Annotated in this window: 23 protein-coding genes and 1 pseudogene; 10 read left to right on the top strand and 14 right to left on the bottom strand. The window is 69.3% G+C overall.

The window, feature by feature from the left end; genetic code table 11:
• Nucleotides 1-3 precede the first annotated feature (3 nt).
• The 3 genes from RPX00_RS16030 to RPX00_RS16020 are packed head-to-tail and all read left to right on the top strand — an operon-like array spanning nt 4 to nt 1,511.
• Nucleotides 4-396: a RidA family protein gene (locus RPX00_RS16030; protein WP_406640325.1), complete on the top strand. Its 393-nt coding sequence runs from the start codon at nt 4-6 to the stop codon at nt 394-396.
• A complete protein-coding gene (locus RPX00_RS16025; protein ID WP_406640324.1) occupies nt 393-797 on the top strand; it encodes an SRPBCC domain-containing protein in 405 nt (134 codons plus the stop codon). The genes RPX00_RS16030 and RPX00_RS16025 overlap by 4 nt, the downstream gene beginning before the upstream one ends.
• A gap of 54 nt (nt 798-851) precedes the next feature.
• Nucleotides 852-1,511 (top strand): haloacid dehalogenase type II, encoded by a 660-nt coding sequence (locus tag RPX00_RS16020; protein WP_406640323.1) that lies wholly within the window; start codon nt 852-854, stop codon nt 1,509-1,511.
• Here the strand turns inward: RPX00_RS16020 and RPX00_RS16015 are convergent.
• The 3 genes from RPX00_RS16015 to RPX00_RS16005 all read right to left on the bottom strand — a co-directional run bounded on the left by RPX00_RS16015 (nt 1,501) and on the right by RPX00_RS16005 (nt 4,087).
• Nucleotides 1,501-2,526 carry an NADP-dependent oxidoreductase gene (locus RPX00_RS16015; protein WP_406640322.1) on the bottom strand — a complete coding sequence of 342 codons (1,026 nt, stop codon included), beginning with the start codon at nt 2,524-2,526 and terminating at the stop codon, nt 1,501-1,503. The two genes, RPX00_RS16020 and RPX00_RS16015, sit on opposite strands and share 11 nt — an antisense overlap.
• Nucleotides 2,527-2,639: 113 nt before the next feature.
• Nucleotides 2,640-3,074: an SRPBCC family protein gene (locus RPX00_RS16010; protein ID WP_406640321.1), complete on the bottom strand. Its 435-nt coding sequence runs from the start codon at nt 3,072-3,074 to the stop codon at nt 2,640-2,642.
• Between the two features lie 95 nt (nt 3,075-3,169).
• Nucleotides 3,170-4,087 carry an ABC transporter substrate-binding protein gene (locus tag RPX00_RS16005; protein ID WP_406640320.1) on the bottom strand — a complete coding sequence of 306 codons (918 nt, stop codon included), beginning with the start codon at nt 4,085-4,087 and terminating at the stop codon, nt 3,170-3,172.
• A gap of 139 nt (nt 4,088-4,226) precedes the next feature.
• On the opposite strand from RPX00_RS16005, the gene RPX00_RS16000 reads away from it, so the two are divergent.
• Together RPX00_RS16000 and RPX00_RS15995 are read left to right on the top strand one after the other, a co-directional pair.
• Nucleotides 4,227-4,919 (top strand): ABC transporter permease, encoded by a 693-nt coding sequence (locus RPX00_RS16000; protein WP_406640319.1) that lies wholly within the window; start codon nt 4,227-4,229, stop codon nt 4,917-4,919.
• Nucleotides 4,916-5,629 (top strand): ABC transporter permease, encoded by a 714-nt coding sequence (locus tag RPX00_RS15995; RefSeq protein ID WP_406640318.1) that lies wholly within the window; start codon nt 4,916-4,918, stop codon nt 5,627-5,629. The genes RPX00_RS16000 and RPX00_RS15995 overlap by 4 nt, the downstream gene beginning before the upstream one ends.
• Here the strand turns inward: RPX00_RS15995 and RPX00_RS15990 are convergent.
• The 5 genes and pseudogenes from RPX00_RS15990 to RPX00_RS15970 all read right to left on the bottom strand — a co-directional run bounded on the left by RPX00_RS15990 (nt 5,583) and on the right by RPX00_RS15970 (nt 9,377).
• Nucleotides 5,583-6,898, bottom strand: a pseudogene (locus RPX00_RS15990) (aromatic amino acid lyase). The gene RPX00_RS15995 and the pseudogene RPX00_RS15990 overlap by 47 nt on opposite strands.
• Nucleotides 6,899-6,953: 55 nt before the next feature.
• A complete protein-coding gene (locus tag RPX00_RS15985) occupies nt 6,954-7,499 on the bottom strand; it encodes a YbaK/EbsC family protein (protein WP_406640317.1) in 546 nt (181 codons plus the stop codon).
• Nucleotides 7,500-7,530: 31 nt separating this feature from the next.
• Nucleotides 7,531-7,824, bottom strand: coding sequence for a DUF2516 family protein (locus RPX00_RS15980; RefSeq protein WP_378301366.1), 294 nt, complete (start codon nt 7,822-7,824; stop codon nt 7,531-7,533).
• 480 nt (nt 7,825-8,304) lie between these two features.
• Nucleotides 8,305-8,982, bottom strand: coding sequence for a hypothetical protein (locus RPX00_RS15975; protein WP_406640316.1), 678 nt, complete (start codon nt 8,980-8,982; stop codon nt 8,305-8,307).
• Complete coding sequence (locus tag RPX00_RS15970; RefSeq protein ID WP_406642939.1) at nt 8,979-9,377, bottom strand: helix-turn-helix domain-containing protein; 399 nt, start codon at nt 9,375-9,377, stop codon at nt 8,979-8,981. The genes RPX00_RS15975 and RPX00_RS15970 overlap by 4 nt, the downstream gene beginning before the upstream one ends.
• Nucleotides 9,378-9,517: 140 nt before the next feature.
• On the opposite strand from RPX00_RS15970, the gene RPX00_RS15965 reads away from it, so the two are divergent.
• A complete protein-coding gene (locus tag RPX00_RS15965) occupies nt 9,518-10,657 on the top strand; it encodes a methyltransferase domain-containing protein (RefSeq protein ID WP_406640315.1) in 1,140 nt (379 codons plus the stop codon).
• Here RPX00_RS15965 and RPX00_RS15960 read toward each other — a convergent pair whose 3' ends face one another.
• Nucleotides 10,658-11,494 carry an enoyl-CoA hydratase/isomerase family protein gene (locus RPX00_RS15960; protein WP_406640314.1) on the bottom strand — a complete coding sequence of 279 codons (837 nt, stop codon included), beginning with the start codon at nt 11,492-11,494 and terminating at the stop codon, nt 10,658-10,660. It abuts the gene before it with no gap.
• 122 nt (nt 11,495-11,616) lie between these two features.
• On the opposite strand from RPX00_RS15960, the gene RPX00_RS15955 reads away from it, so the two are divergent.
• A complete protein-coding gene (locus tag RPX00_RS15955) occupies nt 11,617-11,997 on the top strand; it encodes a winged helix-turn-helix transcriptional regulator (protein ID WP_406640313.1) in 381 nt (126 codons plus the stop codon).
• Here RPX00_RS15955 and RPX00_RS15950 read toward each other — a convergent pair.
• From RPX00_RS15950 to RPX00_RS15940, 3 genes are read right to left on the bottom strand one after another with little or no spacing between them, the layout of a single operon-like run.
• A complete protein-coding gene (locus RPX00_RS15950) occupies nt 11,964-12,632 on the bottom strand; it encodes an AAA family ATPase (RefSeq protein WP_406640312.1) in 669 nt (222 codons plus the stop codon). The genes RPX00_RS15955 and RPX00_RS15950 overlap by 34 nt on opposite strands.
• 1 nt (nt 12,633) lies before the next feature.
• Nucleotides 12,634-13,011 (bottom strand): zf-TFIIB domain-containing protein, encoded by a 378-nt coding sequence (locus tag RPX00_RS15945; protein WP_406640311.1) that lies wholly within the window; start codon nt 13,009-13,011, stop codon nt 12,634-12,636.
• Nucleotides 13,012-13,044: 33 nt separating this feature from the next.
• Nucleotides 13,045-13,413: a VOC family protein gene (locus RPX00_RS15940; RefSeq protein ID WP_406640310.1), complete on the bottom strand. Its 369-nt coding sequence runs from the start codon at nt 13,411-13,413 to the stop codon at nt 13,045-13,047.
• A 94-nt stretch (nt 13,414-13,507) separates the two neighbouring features.
• Here RPX00_RS15940 and RPX00_RS15935 point away from each other — a divergent pair, with 94 nt between their 5' ends.
• Entirely contained in the window at nt 13,508-13,975 is a 468-nt protein-coding gene (locus RPX00_RS15935; RefSeq protein WP_406640309.1) for a CGNR zinc finger domain-containing protein, read from the top strand.
• Nucleotides 13,976-14,638: 663 nt separating this feature from the next.
• On the opposite strand, the gene RPX00_RS15930 is transcribed toward RPX00_RS15935, so the two are convergent.
• On the bottom strand, nt 14,639-15,937 hold the full coding sequence (locus tag RPX00_RS15930) for a DUF445 domain-containing protein (RefSeq protein WP_406640308.1): 1,299 nt from the start codon (nt 15,935-15,937) through the stop codon (nt 14,639-14,641).
• Nucleotides 15,938-15,966: 29 nt separating this feature from the next.
• Between RPX00_RS15930 and RPX00_RS15925 the strand changes: the two genes are divergently transcribed.
• Together RPX00_RS15925 and RPX00_RS15920 are read left to right on the top strand one after the other, a co-directional pair.
• The gene (locus tag RPX00_RS15925; protein WP_406640307.1) at nt 15,967-17,133 is read left to right on the top strand and encodes a pyridoxal phosphate-dependent aminotransferase; all 1,167 of its coding nucleotides are present in this window, start codon (nt 15,967-15,969) and stop codon (nt 17,131-17,133) included.
• Between the two features lie 368 nt (nt 17,134-17,501).
• Entirely contained in the window at nt 17,502-18,785 is a 1,284-nt protein-coding gene (locus RPX00_RS15920; RefSeq protein ID WP_406640306.1) for a hypothetical protein, read from the top strand.
• A 430-nt stretch (nt 18,786-19,215) separates the two neighbouring features.
• On the opposite strand, the gene RPX00_RS15915 is transcribed toward RPX00_RS15920, so the two are convergent.
• Complete coding sequence (locus RPX00_RS15915; protein WP_406640305.1) at nt 19,216-20,655, bottom strand: PLP-dependent aminotransferase family protein; 1,440 nt, start codon at nt 20,653-20,655, stop codon at nt 19,216-19,218.
• Nucleotides 20,656-20,677: the final 22 nt, after the last annotated feature.

Raw genomic sequence — 20,677 nt, 5'->3', positions numbered from 1 at the left:
TTCATGACTCAGCTACTGCGCCCCGAAGGACTCGTGCAGTCCGCCGCTTTCACCCACGTCGCCGTTGTCCCGCCGGGCGCGGCCACGATCTACGTCGGCGGCCAGAACGCGGTCGACGCCGACGGCCGGCTCGTCGGCGGCACCGACGTCGCCGCGCAGGTCGAGCGGGTGATGGCGAACCTGAAAACGGCACTCGCCGCCGCGGGCGCGACCGTCCAGGATGTGGTGCTGCTGAACATCCTGCTGGTCGCGGACGTCGATCTCGCCAAGGCTTATCCGGCCGCCGCCGCGGCTCTGGCGGGCGCGACGCCGCCGGTGACTGTCCAGCGCGTGGCCGGGCTCGCGGTGCCGGGCGCGCTCGTCGAGGTCAGCGCGATCGCGGCGGTGGCCCAGTGACCGTCGGACGCACCAAGGACGCGGGCTGGCAGATCGGCGTCTCGAAAACGATCAACCGCTCTGCCGAGGAAGTCTGGGACTTCATCACTTCACCCGCTGGCGTGGCGATCTGGCTTGGCGAAGGCGTGACCGTCCACCCTGAACCAGGCGTCGGCTACGAAACCGCCGACGGAACCAGCGGCGAGACCCGCAGTTTCCGCGAACTGGACCGGATCCGGCTCACCTGGCAACCGAGCGACTGGCCGCACGAAACGACGCTACAGCTGGCCGTACGCGCCAGCGGCCCGGGCAAGGCGATGCTGCGCATCCACCAGGAACGGCTGGCCAACGCCGCCGAACGGGAGCAGCAGCGCCGCCATTGGCAGGCAGTGCTCACCGAATTGATCGACGGCCTTGCCTAGCCCGCGACGGACGGAGGACCCTGGTACACAAGCGATTCACCGGCAGGAGGCGCGATGCTCTGCGTGTTCGACGTCAACGAGACGCTGCTCGACCTGACCGCGCTCGACCCGTTGTTCACCAAGCTCACCGGAGACCCGGAAGCGCGCCAGGAATGGTTCACGCTCGCGATCCACACCGTGCTCACGGTGACCGCCACCGGCCAGTACCGCGATTTCGCGCAGATCGCCGGGGAAGCCGCGGTCGCCGTTTGCGCGCGGCACGGCCACGAACTGACCGACGCCGAGCTGGCGAAAGTGGGCGACGGCCTGCGTTCGCTGCCCGCACACGCTGACGTCGCGCCCGGCCTGGACCGCTTGCACCAGGCCGGGCATCAGGTCGTCGCGCTCACGAACTCGCCGCTCGCGACCGCCGAGGCCCAGCTGCAAAACGCTGGCCTGGCAACGAAATTCGACCGGATCTTCTCCGCACAGCAGGTCAGCCGGCTCAAGCCAGCGCCGGAGCCGTACTGGCAAGTGCTGCGTGCCTTCGCCGTCGAACCCGGCCAGGCGGTGATGGTCGCCGCGCACGGCTGGGACATCGCCGGAGCCCACGCCGCGGGGCTCCGGACCGCGCTGCTCACGCGTCCCGGAGTCCGTCCGCTGCCTGGTCTGCCCGCCGCGACGTACACCGCGGCGACGATGCCCGAGCTGGCCGACGCGATCGTCAGGAGCTGAGGCGCACCAGCATTTTGCCGGTGTTTGCCCCGCTGAGCAGGCCGAGGAAGGCGTCCGGCGCGTTGCGGATACCGTCCACAAAGGTCTCCGAGTACTTGATCTCCCCGGACGCGACGAGCGGCGCGACCTCGGCGACGAACTCCTGCATCAGGTGCCAGTGGTCCAGCACGAGCAAGCCGCGCATGGTGATCCGCTTCGCGATGAGCTGCACCAGATTGCGCGGCGCCGGCGTCGGCTCGGTGGCGTTGTACTGCGAGATCATGCCGCAGATGGCGATCCGGCCGTGCAGGTTCATCGACGCGATCGCGGCTTCCAGGTGCTCGCCGCCGACGTTGTCGAAGTAGACGTCGATGCCCTCGGGCGCGGCCGCGGCGAGCTGCTCGGCGACCGGTCCGTCCTTGTAGTTGAAGGCGGCGTCGAAGCCGAGGTCCTCGGTGAGGTGGCGGACCTTCTCCGCCGAACCCGCGCTGCCGATCACGCGCTTGGCACCCTTGAGCCGCGCCAGCTGCCCGACGAGCGAGCCGACCGCACCGGCCGCGCCGGAGACGAATACCGTGTCGCCGGGCTTGAACTCCGCGCTCACCAGCAGCCCGGCGTACGCGGTCAGACCCGGCATGCCGAGCACGCCGAGGTAGGTCGAGAGCGGGGCGACCGAATCGTCCACTTTGACTGCTCGCTTGGCGTCGAGCACCGCGTGCGTGCGCCAGCCTGCCTGGTGCAGCACGTGATCGCCGGGCGCGAAGTCGTCCACAGTGGACTCGATGACCTCGCCGACCGCGCCGCCCTGCATGGCCTCGCCGACCACGAACGGCGGCGAGTAGGACTTCACGTCGTTCATCCGGCCGCGCATGGCCGGGTCGACGCTCATCACGAGGTTGCGCACCAGGATCTGGCCCGGCTCCGGCGTCGGCACCTCGGTCTCGACGATGTCGAAATTGTCCATGGTCGGGACGCCGTGCGGACGGGCCGCGAGCCGGATCTCGGTGGCCTTGCCGGGCGTAGCGGGTGCGTTCACCGTCGAACTCCGTTTCGTTCAAGCTGGATGGAAGCGGGGCGCACGCCCCGTCTATCCGGCCAACGGAGCAACCGGGGCGCGCATTCCGATTGTCCCCGGAGCTGTGGCCAGCGCTACACGATCTCCGCGAGCTTGCCGAGCACGCCGTCGTAGATCTTCTTCAACCCGCCCGGCGCGAAGGTCTTCTCGAAGAAGCCGCCGACGCCGCCCGCGCCGTCCCAGCTGGTCTCGATGCGCACCAGCGAACGCTCGCCGGACGGCGTGACCGACCAGGTGGTGACCATGCTGGAGTTCGCGTCGGTCTCGACGAAGGTGCCCGGGGACGGTTCGGTCACCGTGGCCGCGACGTCGCGCACGCGCTTGGACGTGGCCTGCAGCTTCCAGCTGGCCTTCGTGCCGGCACCGACGCCGCCCTCGCTGACCTCGTAGTCGCGGTAGTGCTCGGTGAGCAGCTTCGGCCGGGTCTCGGCGTAGTCCGCGATCAGCTCACGCACGCGTTCCACCGGCGCGTCGATCGTGCGCTCCGCAGTGGCCGTGACCTTGCCCATGTCGTTCCTCCTCGGGGTTCCGCCGAGGTCACCTTCGCACATGGGGGTCGTGAGTGGCGATCCCGGTTAGAACCGTGATCGCCACTCACGACACCTCAGCCGAGCCCCTGCTGCTTCAGCCAGTCCTTCGCCACGTCGGCGGCCGGCTCCCCATCCGCGTCGACCCGCTTGTTCAGCTCGCGCATGCCGTCCGTGGTGAGCTTCGCGCTGACCGCGTTGACGACGTTCGCGAAGTCCGCGCCCCGCTCGTAGAGCACCTTCTTGTTCACCGCGGGCACCACGTTCTCGGTGGGCACGATGGTGAGGTCGTCCTTGAGCGCCACGTACTGCGAGTCGCCGACCAGCGGGCTGACCGAGTCGACCGGGATCACCGTGACCGCACCGGAGTTGAGCTGCTGCACGCGCGGCCCGGCCTCCTGCACGGTCTGGAAGGTGGCGTTCGTCAGCTTGTAGACGTCCTTGAAGCCCTGGAAGCACGGCAGCCGCTTCTCGCACTCCGGCGGACCGGCCATGACGACCTTGTCGAGCTTCTTCAGGTCGCTGATCGACGCGATGCCCTTCGACTTCGCGAGGTCGGCCTTCACGATGTAGGTGTTCTTGTCCTCGGCGGCCGCGTAGTTCAGCAGCCCGACGCCCTCCGGCGCGAACAGCTTCTCCAGCTGGGTGTGCTCGGACTTGGCGTCCTTGGTGGCCTCCTTGCCGAAGCCGGTCGTGATCGCCGCGCCCTGGTACTCCGGCAGGAACTGCAGTTCGCCGGACTTGAGCGACGGGTAGACCAGCTCCCGCGAGCCGAGGTTGAGCTTCCGGGTGACCGGATAGCCCTTCGCCTCCAGCGCGCTCGCGTAGATCTCGGCCAGGATCTGGCTGTCGGTGAAGTTGAACGAGGCGACGACGATCGGAGCGCCGCCCTTGCTCGGCGCGGCCGGCTGGTCGCTTCCCCCACCGCACGCGGTCAAGCCGAGCGCGGCCGTCGCCAGCAGCGCGGCCGCTCGGATGTTCCGGGTCCAGCGCACGTGTCCCCACACTCCTCAGTTCACTCGTTAGTGGGAATGGACCCTAACCGCGCCCACCGACAGAAACCACTGGTTAGGAATCCTCGCCACGGAATCCCGAGTACCGGAATATGTCGCTCGATCGGGGTAAGGTCGCCCGGTGCACGCGTCCGTGACCCCGCTGCTGGCCGACAGCAGCCGTCCCCTCTTCGAATGGCGGTGGGTCGAACGCAACGCGGACGCGATCCTCCAGCGGCTCGGCGAGCACGTCGCGCTCACCGCGACCGCGCTCGGCGTCGGCCTCGTGGTCTCGCTCGCGCTGGCCACGGTGTGCCTGCGCTACCGCTGGTTCTATCCGTTCGTCGTCGGCACGGCGGGCGCGCTCTACGTGATCCCCAGTCTTGGCGCGTTCGCGCTGCTGGTTCCGTTGCTCGGGTTCTCGTTCGCCACCTCGGTGATCCCGCTGGCCACGTACACGCTGCTGATCCTGATCCGCAACATCGTGACCGGCGTGCAGCAGGTGCCGACCGAGGTGCGCGAGGCGGCGGTCGGGATGGGCTTCACGCCGCGGCGGCTGTTGTGGCAGGTGGAGCTGCCGCTCGCGCTGCCGGTGGTGATCGCCGGGCTGCGAGTGGCCGCGGTGACGACGATCGGACTGGTCACCGTCACGTCGCTGCTCGGAAAGGGCGGGCTCGGCTACTTCATCCGCGCCGGCATCCAGACGCCGATTCCCAACCCGAGCCCGATCATCGTCGGCATCGTGCTGTCGATCGCGCTGGCCGTGCTCGTCGATTTGCTGCTGTGGCTGAGCGAACGCGCGCTGGCCCCGTGGGCGCGGAGGGCCGTTCGATGAGCTTTTTCGAGCAGCTGAGCCACTGGCTGGCCGATCCGAACCGGTGGAGCTGGACCGATCCGGCCGGGATTCCGTTCCGGACCGTGCAGCATCTGTGGTTTTCCGCGCTGGCGCTGGTGATCTCGATCGTCCTGACGGTCCCGTTCGCGATCTGGCTCGGGCACTACCGGCGCGGCCAGTTCCTGGCGAGCAGCGCGGTGAACATCGGCCGCGCGATCCCCAGCTTCGGCTTGATCATCCTGTTCTGGTTCCTGGCCAGCAGGTGGGGCGCGAACACGGACTTCTGGCCGCTGCTGCTCGCGCTCGTCGCGCTGGCGCTGCCGCCGCTGTTCACCAACACCTACGCCGGTGTCGTGCAGGTGGAGCAGGACGTCGTGGACGCGGCGCGCGGCACCGGGTATCGCGAATGGCAGATCATGCTGCGCGTGGAACTGCCGCTGGCGTCGCCGGTGATCGTGGCCGCCGCGCGAGTGGCGTTCCTGCAACTGGTGGCGACGGTCGCGATCGGCGCGATCGTCAACGACGGCGGCGGCCTCGGCCGCTACATCGTGGACGGTTTCGCACTCGGCGAGCAGGGCCACGGCGAGATCTTCGGCGGCGGTGTGGCCGTGGTGGTCCTGGCGCTGGTGTGCGAGGGCGTGTTCGCGCTGCTGACCAAGCTCGCTACGCCTCGGGGTCTCGCCCTTCAGCAGGCCCGCCGCGACTCGTGACCTTGGCCAGCCGGTCGATCTCCGGCCCCAGCGACCGGTCGACCACCACCGGCTCGACCTTCTCCGCGAGCCAGGCGTAGGTGTCGGCCAGGTTCGGCGCGCTTCCTCCGCCGAGGTACCGCGCCTGCCGTCCGGCGATCAGCTCGCAGGCGGTGATCGCGAAGAACCGGTCGATGACGGTTTCGAGTTCGGCTCCGGCCGTGCTGGCAAACGCTTGCACATCCTCCTGACCAGCGGAGGTGTCCAGCGAGCCCAGCGTCGCCGGAGCAGCCAGCCGACGCATCGCGTGCAGCTCGCCAGCCGCGCGTTTGTGCAACGGCGTAAGCCCGGCTTGCGGCCCAGGGTCCACCGCGAGCTGCGGCGGAAGACCGCTGAACTGCGGGTCGAGCATCCGGTGAAGCCGCTGCACCGAAACCTCCGCCGCGTGGATGAGCGCGGCCTTGACGGCGTCCATCCGAAGCCCGAGCGCGACCGCGTGATAGCCGGTCGTCGGGACGAACTCACCGTCGAGGAACGCCGGTGAGTCCGCCGGGGTTTCCCAGGACTCCTGCAGGGTTTCTCGCAGTTCCTCGGTGGTCTGGCTGGCGTATTCGAGCACCTTCGGCCCGACTCGCACCGAGATCGGCGCCTGCACCGTCCCCGGTCTGGTCGCCGCGCCCGCGATGAGCTTCTCGATCCTCGTGCCGCGGTAAATCGCTTGCGGCGCACCGAGAACGTCCACCGCAATGGCCGCGCAGACCGTCTGCCATTCGACCAGCCGACGCACTCGCTCCGCGCACACCCACGCGTACGCCTCGGCCAACGGCGAGCCTTGGATCAGGCTCGCCCCCTCTTTCGGCCCGAGCACGAACGGCTCGACCCCGCGCCGCCGCAACGCTTCCGCCGCCGGGATCTCGACACCGTCGTCGAGGACGGTGCCGATCCCGACGAAGGTCTGGAACGCGTGCGCCAGCGGGATGATCTCCCCGCGCTGCCGAGACTGTCGCGCGGAACGGCGGGGAGGAACCCGTCGTCGATCCGGTCGGCGAGGAAGACGACCAGCTCAGGACTGACCGCCGCGTCCCCGCGAAGAAACCCGCGCAATCGCATGCGCAGCAACGCACGAGTCAACTCCGGCGACAACCACGGCGGCCCGCCGACCGCCCGGCCGACCAGGAGATTGCGCTGGTGATCGGCCTGTTGCTCAGCGGTGAGCCGGGTCCCGGCGAGCCGCCCCATCCCGGTGTTGACCCCGTAGACCGGGCGGTCGCCGTCCAGCGCGGCCAGCATCGCCGCACGCTGTCGCTTGAGTGCTTCGAGCACCTCTTTGTCCACTATGGACAGATCAGCGCGCGAGCCCGTCGATGACCTCGGCATTCGGCAGCCCCGCGAGCGCCGAACCGGAGATCAGGAGCTTGCTGCCGCGGATGCCGCTGCCAATCACCAGCTCCGGCGCGTCGGCAACGGCCTGGTCGATGAGGATCGGCCAGTCCGCGGGCAGCCCGACCGGGGTGATGCCGCCGTACTCCATGTCAGTGAGGGAAACAGCCTCGTCCATCGGCGCGAAAGACGCCTTGCGCACATCGAGCCGCCGCTTGATCACCCCGTTGACGTCGGCGCGCGTGGTCGCGAGCACGAGCGCGGCGGCGAACCGCACTTCCCCAGCGCGCTTACCTGCGACGACGACGCAGTTGGCGGACGCGGTCAGCGGCGACCCGTACGCCTCGCAGAACGCGGCGGTATCCGCGAGTTCCGGATCGATCTCGGTGACGCCGAGCGCGTCCGGCTCGGGCATCGCGGCAAGCGCCTTGGCGACGGGTTCGGCCAGCAGGTCAGTACGGGTCGGAGCGGGAACGACGGTCAGGCTCCCGGCGATAGTCCAGGTGGTCACCGGCCCGAATGTAATCCGCCCGGCCCGCCCGTCACCAGTTGCGGTGGCCTCGCTGGACCTCGATCAGCTTCGGCCGCACGTCGACGATGTAGACGAGCGCCGCCGCCATCGCGGGCACCCAGAAGATGAACCCGGGCCCCTGGATCTGGAACAGCACCAGCGCGAGCGTGGACCCGCCGGTGATCAACATCCAGATCGGCTTGGTCTTGCGATCGGCCGCCGAGTACGCGTCGGCCCGCTGCAGCAGCGCGTGAACGAAGGCGAAGAGCCCGACCAAGGCGCTGCCCCAGTGGATGACCCTGAGGATCCAATCGGCAACCAGCACGAACCCAGCTTACGGCAAACCGCCCACGCCTCCCGAACCCCCGAAACCCGCCGACGCGCGACGGGCGCTGGTCAGGCTGGGATTGGCCATGATCGGGGCGGAGGTGACAACGGTCACTTTAGGTCCGACCCAGCGAGGATTCCCCAACCTAGGTCCGACCCAACGTCACCCGCTGCCCCGGCCGCCCCAATGCCACATTGGGGCGCACCTCGCGCGCCCTGCGGCACCCCAGCACCCACCGCGCCTAACGCAGCCGGGTCCAGCACCCGCCACGCCCAACGCAGCTGTGCCCAACGCAGCCGGGCCAGCGCAGCCGGGCCCGCCCAGCCAAAAACTCCCCGACACAGCACACGGCGGCCGGACCAACCCAGGCCCGGCCGCCGTGCGACCCCTCGATCTTCAATTCTCGCCTCGGCGGCCCGAACCGGGGTCGCCGCAACGGTTCGAGCGAGCGCCCAAACCGCGGTCAGTGCTGAGCCGTCACTTCTCCGTCTTCGGCGCGGCCGGCTTCTTGGCGTTCGCCGCGGTGGTGGTGCGACGGGCCGGGGCGGCGGTCTTCGGCGCGGTGCGGTTCGCGGCCTTGCGGGCCACCGACCGGGTTTCGTGCGCGACGTTCTCGCCGATTTCCTCGACGGCGTCGGCGGTCTCGCCGGCCACCTCGGTCACCTTGCGGGCAGCCTTCTCGCCAGCCGAACGGGTGCGCTTGGTGACCTTCGCCAGCACGCCGTCGACGCGCTCGCGGGTCTCCTCGGTCAGGCCGTCGACGCGCTCCTGCGCGGCGGTCAGCGCGTCGTCTAGCTGCTCAAGGGCCTTCTTGACCTGCGGCTGCGCGGCGATCTTGTCCCAGGCCTGCTCGCCGGACTCGGCCAGCTTGTTGTACAGCTTCAGCGCGGCCTCGGTGTACTCGTCGATGGCCTTGCGCAGTTCGGCCGGGTCGAGCTTCTCGCGGAGGCTCTCGACGTCGGTCGGCAGCTCCTCGAAGCCCTTGCGGGCGGCCTCGGTGTTCTTGGTGACGTTGGCGCGGGCCTTGGCGACCGCGTCGGTCACGGCCTGGCTGGCCAGGTTGCCGGCGCCGAGCGCGGCGAGCAGCGGGGTGCGGACCTGGTCGAGCGCGGTGTTGACGGCCTTGCGGACGTCCTCGGTCTTGGGCGTGGTCATGCCGACTCCTCAGTGGTGTCTTGGGTGGTCTTCGGTGCGGTGGTGCTCGCGGCGGCGTTTTCGCGCCGGAAGGACTCGTAGACGTCGAGCAGGACCTGCTTTTGCCGTTCGGTCAACTCGGCGTCGGCGCGGATCGCGTCGCCGACCGGGCCGCCGGTCGGCAGGTCGAGAATCCCGGCCTGCACGTACAACGCTTCGGCCGAGATCCGCAGCCCCTTGGCGATCTGCTGCAGGATCTCCGCGCTGGGTTTGCGGACCCCGCGCTCGATCTGGCTCAGGTACGGATTGGACACTCCGGCGAGTTTCGACAGCTGGCGCAGCGAAATCTTCGCGGAACTGCGCTGCTGGCGGATGTACTCGCCGATGTCGGAGGCGATGTCCGCGACCTTGTCCATGGGGCGCTGTGCTCCGCCGGGTTCTGTCATCCGGTCACCTCCTCGCGACCTACTCGACAGTACGCTCGCGTGCTAGCTATTGCAAGCACCCTGCTTGCAACCATCGGGTGTGGTTCCGCTCACCCCGTTACCCTGGGCTTATGCGGGCACAACGGTTGCGTCGACGCCTGGTCCGGCAGCTCATCGAAGAGGATGTGCTGCACGACGAAGCCTGGGCGGAAGCCTTCGCCACCGTCCCGCGGCACGCGTTCCTGCCGCGCTTTTTCGTGCCCGCCGGACCCCGCTGGGCGGCGGTCGACCGCGGCGATCCGGACTGGCTGAACCGCGTCTATTCGCGCGACGTCCTGGTCACCCAGCTCGACGACGATCCCTCGCTCTGGGACCGCGCCCGCGCGAACGGACCGGTGCCCGGCGTGCCGACCAGTTCGTCCAGCATGCCCGCGATCATGGCGATCATGCTGGAAGAACTCCTGGTCCGCGACGGCGATCGGATACTGGAGATCGGCACCGGAACCGGTTACAACGCCGGTTTGCTGTGCCACCGCTGCGGTTCCGGCCAAGTGTCCACAGTGGATATCGACGCCGGAATCGCCGCCGCCGCACAAGAACGCCTGACCTCCTGTGGCTACGCACCCACCTGCGCGACCGGCGACGGCGCACTCGGCTTCCCCGCCGGAGCCCTCTTCGACCGGGTCCTGTGCACCGCGTCGGTATCGCGGATTCCCCTTGCCTGGCTTGCTCAAACACTCCCCGGCGGCCACATCGTCACCACCCTCAACCGCCCCCTCGGCGGCGGGCTCGTCCGCCTGACCGCGGGCGAAGGCGCGGCCGCCGAAGGCCAGGTCCTATCCCGCGACGGCCGCTTCATGCCCCTGCGCGCCCATCGGCTGCCGCCGCCCGCGGAACTTCCGCCCGCTAACGACACCCCATGGCGTCCAACTGAACTCTCAATGTCAGATGTCCTTAAACCACAACGACATTTCGAATTCTTCGCCTCATTGGAGCTACCCGATGCCCGCCCAGTACACATCGATCCGAACGGTGCCTTCGCACTGTCCCATCCGGACGGTTCCTGGGCCAGAACCCGCCGCACCGACTCCGGTTTCGAGGTAGCGCAAGGAGGTCCGCGCGCATTGTGGGATCTCGCCGAGGACGCCTACCGCCGCTGGGAATCACTAGGCCGCCCCAGCCGGTCCCGTTTCGGGCTCACGGTGAACAGCGACGAACAAACCTTCTGGCTGGACGATCCACAATCCGACAACCGCTGGCAATTCGGCTGATCAGCCTCCGTTCACCCCACGAAGCAGCCCCTCCAAATCACGCTCGCCAGCACGCGTCTGCGCCCCGCGCGCCAGCCCGCCACGAATCAGCGATTCCGCTGCGGGCCGAACGAACTGCCCGGCCCAAGCGTCGTGTTCCCGCTGAAATCCCGCCGCCAAATCCTCCGGAACGACAGCCTGTTTCGCCGCGGCGACCACGCCTTCCGGCAATACGGCGATGTTGCGCGCCAACCGATCGACGACTTCATCCAGCTCGTCCGCAGGCACCGCCCGGTTGACCCAGCCGTAGCGTTCAGCCGTCTGCGCGTCGTACAACTCGGCGCCGAGCACGACTTCCAACGCACGATTCCGGCCGACCCGGTTCGCCAGGTACTGCGTTCCTCCGCCGCCCGGGACGATCCCCATCAACGCCTCGATCTGGCCGATCCCGGCGGAACCGATCGCGGCGAAGGCCATGTCCGCGGCGACGACGAACTCCGCCCCGCCGCCGCGCGCCAGACCGGCCAGCTTGACGATCGTCACCTGCGGCTGATGCCGCAACAGCTCGCCCAATGCCTGGAAAACGTTCAGTCCCGCAGGCACTTCGGGGGCGAACTGATCGAACGCGTCCGGTGCGTCGACCAGGGACATATCGACGTGGGCTATGAAGAAGTCCGGGTCGGCGCTGTCGAAGACGATCACCCGCGCCGATTCGTCGTCCCGCAGGGTGGTCAGCAGCCGCCGGAGGTCCGCCATGAGCGCGACGTCGAGGACGTTGACGGGCGGGTTGTGGATAGTGACGCGGACGAGGCCGGCCTCGCGGCTCACTCGCAGGGTCGCGTAGGCGTCGTGGGGCATGCGGGTCTCCGATACGTATTCGGCAGGCAGCTAAGTTCCTGATGAATACCTAGACTCGGACCAGCGCCGACCAGCGTCAATAACGCACTTTGGGCATCGCAAGGATCATGGAGGATACCGAGATGGCCGCTCCTGACCCGGGAATCGTCTACCGGGCGGACTGCCCGAGCCGCCCGATTCTCGACCAGATCGCGGACAAATGGTCGATGATGGCGATGGCCGTGCTGGAGGAGCCGCGCCGGTTCAACGACATCAAACGCCGTCTGGAAGGCGTGACGCAGCGGGTGCTGACCCAAACCCTGCGCCGGCTGGAACGCAACGGCATGATCGTGCGTCGGGTACTGCCGACGTCTCCGATCGGAGTCGAGTATTCCCTTACCCCGCTTGGCGAATCCCTCCGCGAGCCGTTCGGCCGACTGTACGACTGGACTGTCGCGCACACCGGTGAAATCCACGAATCCCAGCGGAGCTACGACGAACGGGTCCGCGCGGAAAGATCGTGAGGGGTCGCTAGGTTGGACCCAATTCTGGCCCGGACCCAGTTCTCTACCGCGGCTACGACGTCGTCGAGCCGGGCGTCCGTCGTGTCGATGGACTCGACCTGCCCGCGTATCCACAGGTTGAACTCGAGCATCTCCTCGATGCGCGGCTCGTTCCACTCCCGCCACGCCGGCCGGGCACGCAGCCGCCGACGCAAAGTGTCGTTGTCCGCGACCAGCGCCAGATAGTGCACATCCGCGAAGAAAACCCGCTCTGGCAACGGTTCCAGCTCCTGCGGCGCGACCGTCCCGCACAGCACGACCGGCCGTCCGTTCTGGTGCAGCATCGCGGCCATCCTGAGCCAGGCACCGCGGAACGCCGGATTACCGGGTACGTCGTCTTGCAACGCTCCGGTCCACAGCACGTCCTGCTCCAGCACGACGGCGTCGCCCGCCAAGCGCTGCGCCAGCTTCGGCCCGACGGTCGATTTCCCGCCCGCGCTCGGTCCCGTCAACGCGAACAACGGCAGCCGCCGAAACGGCCACCGATGTCCGCACACCGCGCACCACAAGGTGTCCCCGTCGACCTGTGGACAACTCGCACGGTCGCCACAGGCCGGACAGATCCGCAGGTCAAGCGCTACTGGGACGGTGGACAACTCAGTCGAAGAGGTTCTCGAGGAAGCTGCGCTTGCGACGGCCGCCGTACGGCCGCGGCGAATCCCCGTAGCCACCGCGATACGGCCGCGGCGAATCCGCGTGCCCACCTCGGTACGGGCGTGGCGAGTCCCCGTGCCCGCCCCGATACGGACGGGGCGAATCCGAGTACCCGCCTTGGTAAGGACGCGGCGAATCGGGCCGGCCGTGCGGCGCTCCGTACGGCGGCGGCTGCTGCCGGTAGAAAGCGCTCTCCGCACCGGCGATCTGCTCCAGCTCGCCGCGGTCGAGGAAGATCCCGCGGCAGCCGTCGCACTGCTCGATGTGGACGCCGCTCTTGTCGACCGTGCGCATCATGTTCTGACACTTCGGACAAATCACGCAGCCGACCCTACGCGGATTTGCCGCGCCGTGTCAGCAGGCGCACAGGCAGAACGGGTGGCCAACCGGATCGGCGTACACGCGGAAGGTCTCCGGGGAATCGTCGAGCAGCTTCGCGCCCAGCCCGAGAACGCGCTGGTGAGCGGCCTCGAGATCGGTGACGTCGAGGTCGACGTGCGCCTGCTGCGGCTTCTCCTGGGACGGCCATTCGGGCGCGCGGTAATCGGCCACCCGCTGGAACTCCAGCCGGACGCCGCCGCGCGGGTCGACGAGCGTGGCCCAGTGGTTGTCCGGGGCGATCTTGGGTTCGTCCCACTCAAGCAGGGAGCGATAGAAACCGGCGAGCGCCCCGGGGTCCGGACAGTCCAACGCAATGCCGCCGAACGTCGGAATCACACCCATTTTTCGCTCATCCTTTCCTCGTCGCGTAACCAGTAAAGTGAGTATGTCGGTTAGGCAGCCAGGTCGCAACCACTATCGGCCGTACACTGGGCTGGTGCACACCGACGCTTCCCTGGTGGTCGCCTTTCTCAACACCGTCGATATCGAACGGGGCGACGACCTGCTGGACGATCCGGGACTGTGGCACCAGTGGGCCGCGGACCACGACGTGACGCCGAACGATCCCGCCGAAGCCCGCGCTGTGCGAGACAGCCTGCGCGCCGCGATCGGCGATCCGCGACTGCCCACGACCACGCTGGACGTCCCGCTCCGCTTCACGCTCACCGACGCCGGCCCGACCCTGCTCACCCCGGACGCCGTCACCGCGACCCTCGCCGCGGCCACCCGCCTGGCCATCCGGGGCGACTGGGTCCGGCTCAAAATCTGCCCCGCCGACGACTGCCTGTGGGCCTTCTTCGACGAATCCCGCAATCGCTCCCGCACCTGGTGCTCGATGCGCGTCTGCGGCAACCGCGAAAAAGCCCGCTCGTGGCGCGCCCGCACGGCGGCTGTGCACAACTGACCCCCTGTGGACAACTTGTCCACACACACCACATATGCACGTGCAGATGCCCCGGATCCCCACAAGTTGTGGACAGCGATTAGGCCATCACCGTGAATTCCTGTGGATAACCCCGGGGATAACTCAGCTTCCTGTGGACAACTGGTTTGAGCGGCCCACGGCTGTGGTATAGGACGGCGCGCATACGACCGGCCACCCTCCGCGCCGAGCCGCGGCCGGGCAGAGCGCGCGCCGCCGGGGCCGCTGAAGATGGCGTTGGCCGCGATCCGCAAGCTCGCGCGGAGGCTGCGAGAGGACGCGGGTCAGACAGCTTCCGCGCACGGACGCCGCAGATGGTGCCGCCTACCCTTCAGGCGCTCGTGCTGAAGCTGTCTCGCGGGCGAATTCCGCTCAACCACAACGAAAATCAGCTGGATGCCGGATCGGTTCGGGGGAGCCTAGGCAGCTGGGCAACACAGCCAGCCACCGAGTGACAACCGCCGCCCGCGAGCCCTACGAACCCTCCCGCAGCACAGCCCTAACCGCAGCCACCGGCCGACAACCGCCACCTGCCAACCCACAAACCCTCCGGCCGCAGCCCTCATCCCAGCCACCGGCCCATCCCCACCAGCCAGCCATCACCGACCACCGGCACCAGGGAACCAACCCGCGAAAACACCGCCCTCAGAACAACAACTGCGCCACCGCGTAAATCACCAGCCCGGCCAGCGCCCCCACCACGGTCCCGTTGATCCGGATGAACTGCAGATCCCGCCCGACCTGCAGTTCGATCTTCCGCGAGGTCTCCTCCGCGTCCCACCGCTCGACCGTGTCCGTGATGATCGTCGTGATCTCGCGGGAGTAGTGGGTCACCAGGTAGACCGCCGCGCCCTCGACCCAGCCGTCCACCTTCGACGTCATCGACGGGTCGTCCACCAGGCGTTTGCCCAGCGATTCCAGGCCGCCCCGCACCCGCTGGCGCAGTTCGCTCGACGGGTCCTCCGCGGCCTTCAGCAGCATCTCCTTGGCCGTCGCCCACGCGTTGCCGATCAGTTTCTGCACTTCCGCGTGGTGCACGATCTGGCCCTTGACCTGCTCGGCCCGCTCCATGGTCTTCGGGTCGGTCTGCAGGTCCTGGGCGAACTCGCCGAGGAACTTGTCCAGCGCGAGGCGCATCGGGTGGTTGACGTCTGTTTTCACCGCCCACGCGAACGTCAGGACCTCGCCGTACACCTTGTCCGCCAGCATTTCGTCCACGAACTTCGGCGACCAGCTCGGGGCGCGGTCCGACACCACGCGCAGCATCGTCTGGTGGTTGTCCCGGACCCATTCGTAGGCGCGGTCGCACATCAGGTCCACCAGCTTGTGGTGCGCGCCGTCCTCGAAAACGCCGGCCAGGATCTTGCCCAGCGGCGGGCCCCACGGCTTGTCGATTACGCGCTTGACCACGGCCTGCTCCATGATCGCCTGCACGTCCTCGTCGCGGAGCACCGTCACCGCGCCGCGGACGACTGTCGCCAGTTCCGACGTCACGCGTTCGGCGTTGTCACGCTGGGAAAGCCAGCCGCCGAGCCGGCGGGAGACCTCGACGCGGCGGAGTTTGTCGCGGATGACGTCCGGGGACAGGAAGTTCGAGCCGACGAACTCGCCGAGGCTGTTGCCGAGCTGGTCCTTCTTGTTCGGGATGATCGCGGTGTGCGGGATCCGCAGGCCGAGCGGATGCCGGAACAGCGCGGTCACCGCGAACCAGTCCGCGAGCGCGCCGACCATGCCCGCCTCGGCCGCGGCGCGCACGTAGCCGACCCAGCCGCCCCAGCCCGCCGACTCCGCCCAGCTCGTCAGCAGGAACACGACCGTCGCGCCGAGCAGGAAGGACAGCGCGACCAGTTTCATCTTGCGCAGGCCGCGCCGTTTCGCCTCTTCGCCGGCGGTCCCGCCGGGCGGATCCGCGGGCGTGACCTTGGCAGGGGTGAGTTGCTCCACACCGCCATTGTCCGTGAGGATGCGTTCTCGTGCGTGAACCAGCTCTCGTCCCCCGCCTCCGCCCGTTCACCTCGACGGTTTTCGCGGAGATGACCGCGCTCGCCGTCCGGCACGACGCGGTCAACCTCGGCCAGGGTTTCCCGGACACCGACGGGCCCGCCGGCATGCTCGAAACGGCGAAGAACTCGCTGTTCGGCGGCGACAACCAGTACCCGCCGGGGCCGGGCCGCCCGGAGCTGCGCGCCGCGATCAGCCGGCACCGCCAGCGCTACGGCTCCACCTACGACCCGGACACCGAGATCCTGGTCACCGCGGGTGCGACCGAAGCCATCGCGGCGACGCTGATCGCGCTGACCGAGTCCGGCGACGAGGTGATCGTGGTCGAGCCGTACTACGACTCGTACGCCGCGGCGGTCGCCATGTCCGGTGCGCAGCGGCGTGTGATCGGGCTCGTCGAAACCGAGGGCGGCCAGCTCGAACTCGACCTCGACGCCTTCCGCGACGCGATCACCCCGAACACTCGCGCGGTGCTGCTGAATTCGCCGCACAACCCCACCGGCACGGTGTTTTCGCGCGCGCAGCTGGAAGAAGTCGCGCGGCTGTGCGTCGAACACGACCTCATCGCGGTCACCGACGAGGTCTACGAACACCTCGTCTTCGACGGCGCCGAGCACCTTCCGCTCGCGTCGTTCCCCGGCATGCGCGAGCGGACCGTCGCGATTTCGAGCGCGGGCAAGACCTTCAACTGCACCGGCTGGAAGATCGGCTGGATCTGCTCGACGCCGGAGCTGGTCTCCGCGGTGAAGGCGGCGAAGCAGTTCATCACCTTCGTCTCCGGCGGACCGTTGCAGCCGGCCGTCGCGTACGCGCTCGATAACGAATTGGACTGGGTCGAAAACCTCCGCGCGAGCCTGCAGGAGAAGCGCGATCGGCTGTCGGCTGGCCTTGCTGATGCGGGATTCGCGGTCCGGCCGAGTGCGGGGACCTACTTCGTGACGGCTGACGTGCGTCCGCTCGGCTTCGCCGACGCCGCCGAACTCGCCTGGACGCTGCCGGAACGCGCCGGAGTCGCGGCGGTACCCGTCAAGGTGTTCACGGATCACCCGGACGAGTGGAAACATTTGCTGAGGTTCGCGTTCTGCAAGCGCAACGAGGTGATCGACGAGGCCGTCGACCGCCTGCGGAAACTCGTCTGACGACTGCGGCCCGGCCTCGGGTTCGGCACGGTTCGGTGCTGCGGGAACAGGGCCACCGAGAGTGGCTCAGCAGCCGAAACGTCGGGGCAACGCCCAAATTCGCCCTGGCGACAGGCCGCCCGGATGGCCGCATCCGGACCCGATTCGCGCCACTCAGGGTGATCGACTAAGGCCGATCGGACACCAGAGCCGGTGCGGACGTTCCGCCTTACGGGGTGGATCGAGCGCGGGAGAGATGAAAGACTCGCGTCCGGTGCTAGAAAGAGGGCAGCCCCGGGGGACCTGCGACCTGGCCGGAAGAGAGCCCCAGCAAGATCAGTCTCGTGCGGTGGGCCGCACGAGCTTCAGGCGCGGACGGTGGTGGTGGCATGACCGGCATGGCGACCCCGCGCGGCCTCGCACCTTCCGCGTCCGTCGGCGCGAGCACCAGTCCACCCGCGACGTCAGCGCTCCTCGGGATGGTCGACCGCGCTAAGCCAAAGTCCCGCACGCGCGCGGGCGCGCGACGGCGGCCCCGGGCCTGGGCGGCGCCGATCGCCCGGCCGGCCGCGCGAATCGCCGTCGCCGGCGGGCTCACGCTGGCCGGATGGCTGCTCGGCGCGGCGTTGTCGCAGGCGAACGCCGCGACGGACGACCAGGTCGACCGCCCCACCGCTTCGGCGCACGATCCCGAACCAGAGCACCGGTACGCCGGAACAGCCACGTCCGGCACGCTCACCTGGGCCATGCCCGGGTCGGCCACCCGCGCGAAACACGCGCACCGGTTCCAGTTCTCCGCCAGCGACTTCCGGCCAGAGGTGAGCTTCCGGCCGGGCACGCTGTCCGGAAGCGACTCCACCGACAGCCGCCCGAAGCCCGCCGTTTCCCCGCCGACGGCCAAAACCGCCAAGGCACCCGAGCCCGTCAAGCACGCCAAGCCGAAGAGCAAGGCAAAGCACCACGCTCCGGTGAGAGACCCCGAGGCCACCAGCAGCTCCGAACCCCAGCACGGGCTCCTCGACGGCCTTCTCGGCGGCTCCGACCGCGATTCCGGCCAGGGTCTTCTCGGCGGCCTCCTCGGCGGCCCCGAAACCGACCAGCCCGGACTCCTCGACGGCATCCTCGGAACCGTCGACGACACCGTCGACACGACCCTGCACACCACCGTCACGTCGGTCGACACCGTGATCGACACGGCACCGGTCCGGGTCGTCGTGCCGCCGTCCGCCACGGTCGAGCCAGCCCCGGTCGCCAGCGGGTCGGTCAGCGTTTCCGCTCCGCCAGCCAAGCTGGTGAAGGAACCCGCGGCACCGGTGGCCGTGAAGGTCAGCAAGCAAGCGCCCGTCGTGCACCCGGTGCCCGCGCGTGTCCTCACTGGACAGCCCGCGCCCGCACACGAAACCCAGCCCGCGCCGCCGGTCAAGCAACGCAGCCAGGCCGGAGGCGGCGGCAGCGGCGGTGGCGAAGGACTTCCCTCGGCACCGGCCGCGCCTGCCGCGCCCGCGTCGACTGTCTCACCGGGACACGACGGTTCCGGCGGCCTGCGCCAGCTGTTCGCGCTGGCCAGCGACGGCGTCACCGCCACTCAGCTCAAGCTCATCGGCGTCAGCCGCGACCACGAGGTCGCCGGCGCGGGCAGGGATGCCGCCCTGCCGACCACCTCCCCGGACTGACCGCCCGACCGGTTACCCGGGGAGAGCCACGTCCATCTCAAGATCAACTTCTTGATCGCGCGCGCCCGTTCGCCGCGCCGGGCTCACCCCTTCGCACCAGCGTTACTTCGATCAAGGGGCTGAACCATGACCGCGCTTCCCGACCGGCCGACCGCGCCCGGCCGGATCGGGTCCTGGTCCCGGCGCCGCGCTGCCCCCGCGGCGCCGGGACCCATCACGGGCGTGCTCCGGAGGTTTTCGCTCACCGCGCCGAGCGAGAGCCTGCGCCAACCGAAGCTCGCCTGAACCGAGGGCGCTTCCCGGCACTTCGAGGGGCTGTGCCGGGAAGCGCCTCGGACGATCGGCCGGTGCGCCGGACGGACGACCGCCACCCTCCCTGGAGTGGCTGGAACCCGTCCGGTGCACCGGCTGTTCACGTTTCAGGGCCGCGCTACGTCACCGGAATTCGCTCCGCGGGCACATCCGCGCAGCCGCGCACCGAAGCCGCCGCCACGCTGACCCGGCGCACCGCCTCCGGCAACTGCTCGCGCGGCAATCCGAACGGAAGCCGCAGCCAGCGTTCCAATCCGCCGTGCACGCCGAACCTCGAACCCGGTGCCAGCTGCACCCCGCGAGTCGCCGCCGACACCGCCAGCCGCGTGCTCATCGGCTCCGGCAACCGGCACCACAACGACAATCCGCCCGCCGGCACCTCGAATGTCCACTCTGGACAGTACTTTCGCAGCGCCGCGATCGTGATGTCCCGCTGTTCCCGGAATTCCGTCCGCCGCCGGGCGAGCACCTCGTATCCCTCCGGTTCCAGCAACGCCGCCAGCACCAGCTGATCGAACACCGGCGCGCCGAGATCGACCGCGAACCGCGGCGACTGCAGGCGGTCCAGCAAATCCGTCGACGCCCGGATCCAGCCCAGCCGCAGCCCGCCCCACTGCGATTTCGCCGCCGACCCGACGCTCAGCACCAGATCCCCGCCGAACGCGGCCAGCGGCGGCGGACCGTCCACCGGATCGCCCTCGTAATCCAGTTCCACCAACGATTCGTCGACCACGACCGGCGTCCGCGACCGGGCGAGCAGCCCGCCGAGCCGCTCCCGGCCCGCCGCGTCGAGGCGCAGGCCGGTCGGGTTCTGGAAGTCCACGACGAGGTAGCCGAACCGGGGCGCGGCCTGGCGCAGCGCGGCCTCGATCCCGGGCAGATCCCAGCCGTGCACCGGATCGAGCGCGACCGGCACCGGCAGCGCGTGCGTCGCGCGGACGGCGTCGATCGCGTTCGGATACGTCGGCTGTTCGAGCAGGACGCGGTCGCCCGGCCCGGTCAGCATCCGCAGGCACAGCACGAAAGCGGAGTACGCGCCGGACGTCACCAGCACCTGGTCCGGCGAGGTCGGCAGGCCGCGCGCGGTGTAGCGCTCGGCGATCCGCTCGCGCAGCCTCGGCAGACCGCCGGTGAGGTAGCCGTTGCCGCTGGCGTACTCGACCAGGTCGCGCCGCGCCGTGTCGAACGCGGCCATCAGCCCCGGCACCGCTGGTGGGGCGGCTCGCGCGAGGTCGAGGAGATCGTCGCGGGCGGCCTCGGCGTCGTCACGGTTCCCGACGCCGGCTACCCACGAACCGGCTCCGCGACGGCTGGCGACGAGGCCGTCCGCGCGGAGCCGGTCGAGTGCCGCACCGATGAGGGTGCGGCTGACCCCGAGCGCGTCGGCGAGTTCGCGCTCGGCGGGCAGCCGGGTGCCGATCGGCAACTGCCCGTCGAGCACGTGCAGCTCGACCGCCGCGGCGAGGTCGGCCGCACCCTGTCGGGACCCACGTTGCCGCCATTCCCCCAGCAATGTGGCCAATCTCCGTCCCGAGATGCGGCCGCCCAGAGGTTCCATAAGGCCAATTATCACGCATTGG

This window comes from Amycolatopsis sp. WGS_07 (genome assembly GCF_045278895.1).
GTDB lineage: Bacteria > Actinomycetota > Actinomycetes > Mycobacteriales > Pseudonocardiaceae > Amycolatopsis.
The sequence above is the reverse complement of the archived record's forward strand: the minus strand, read 5'-3'. Positions and strand labels throughout refer to the sequence as shown.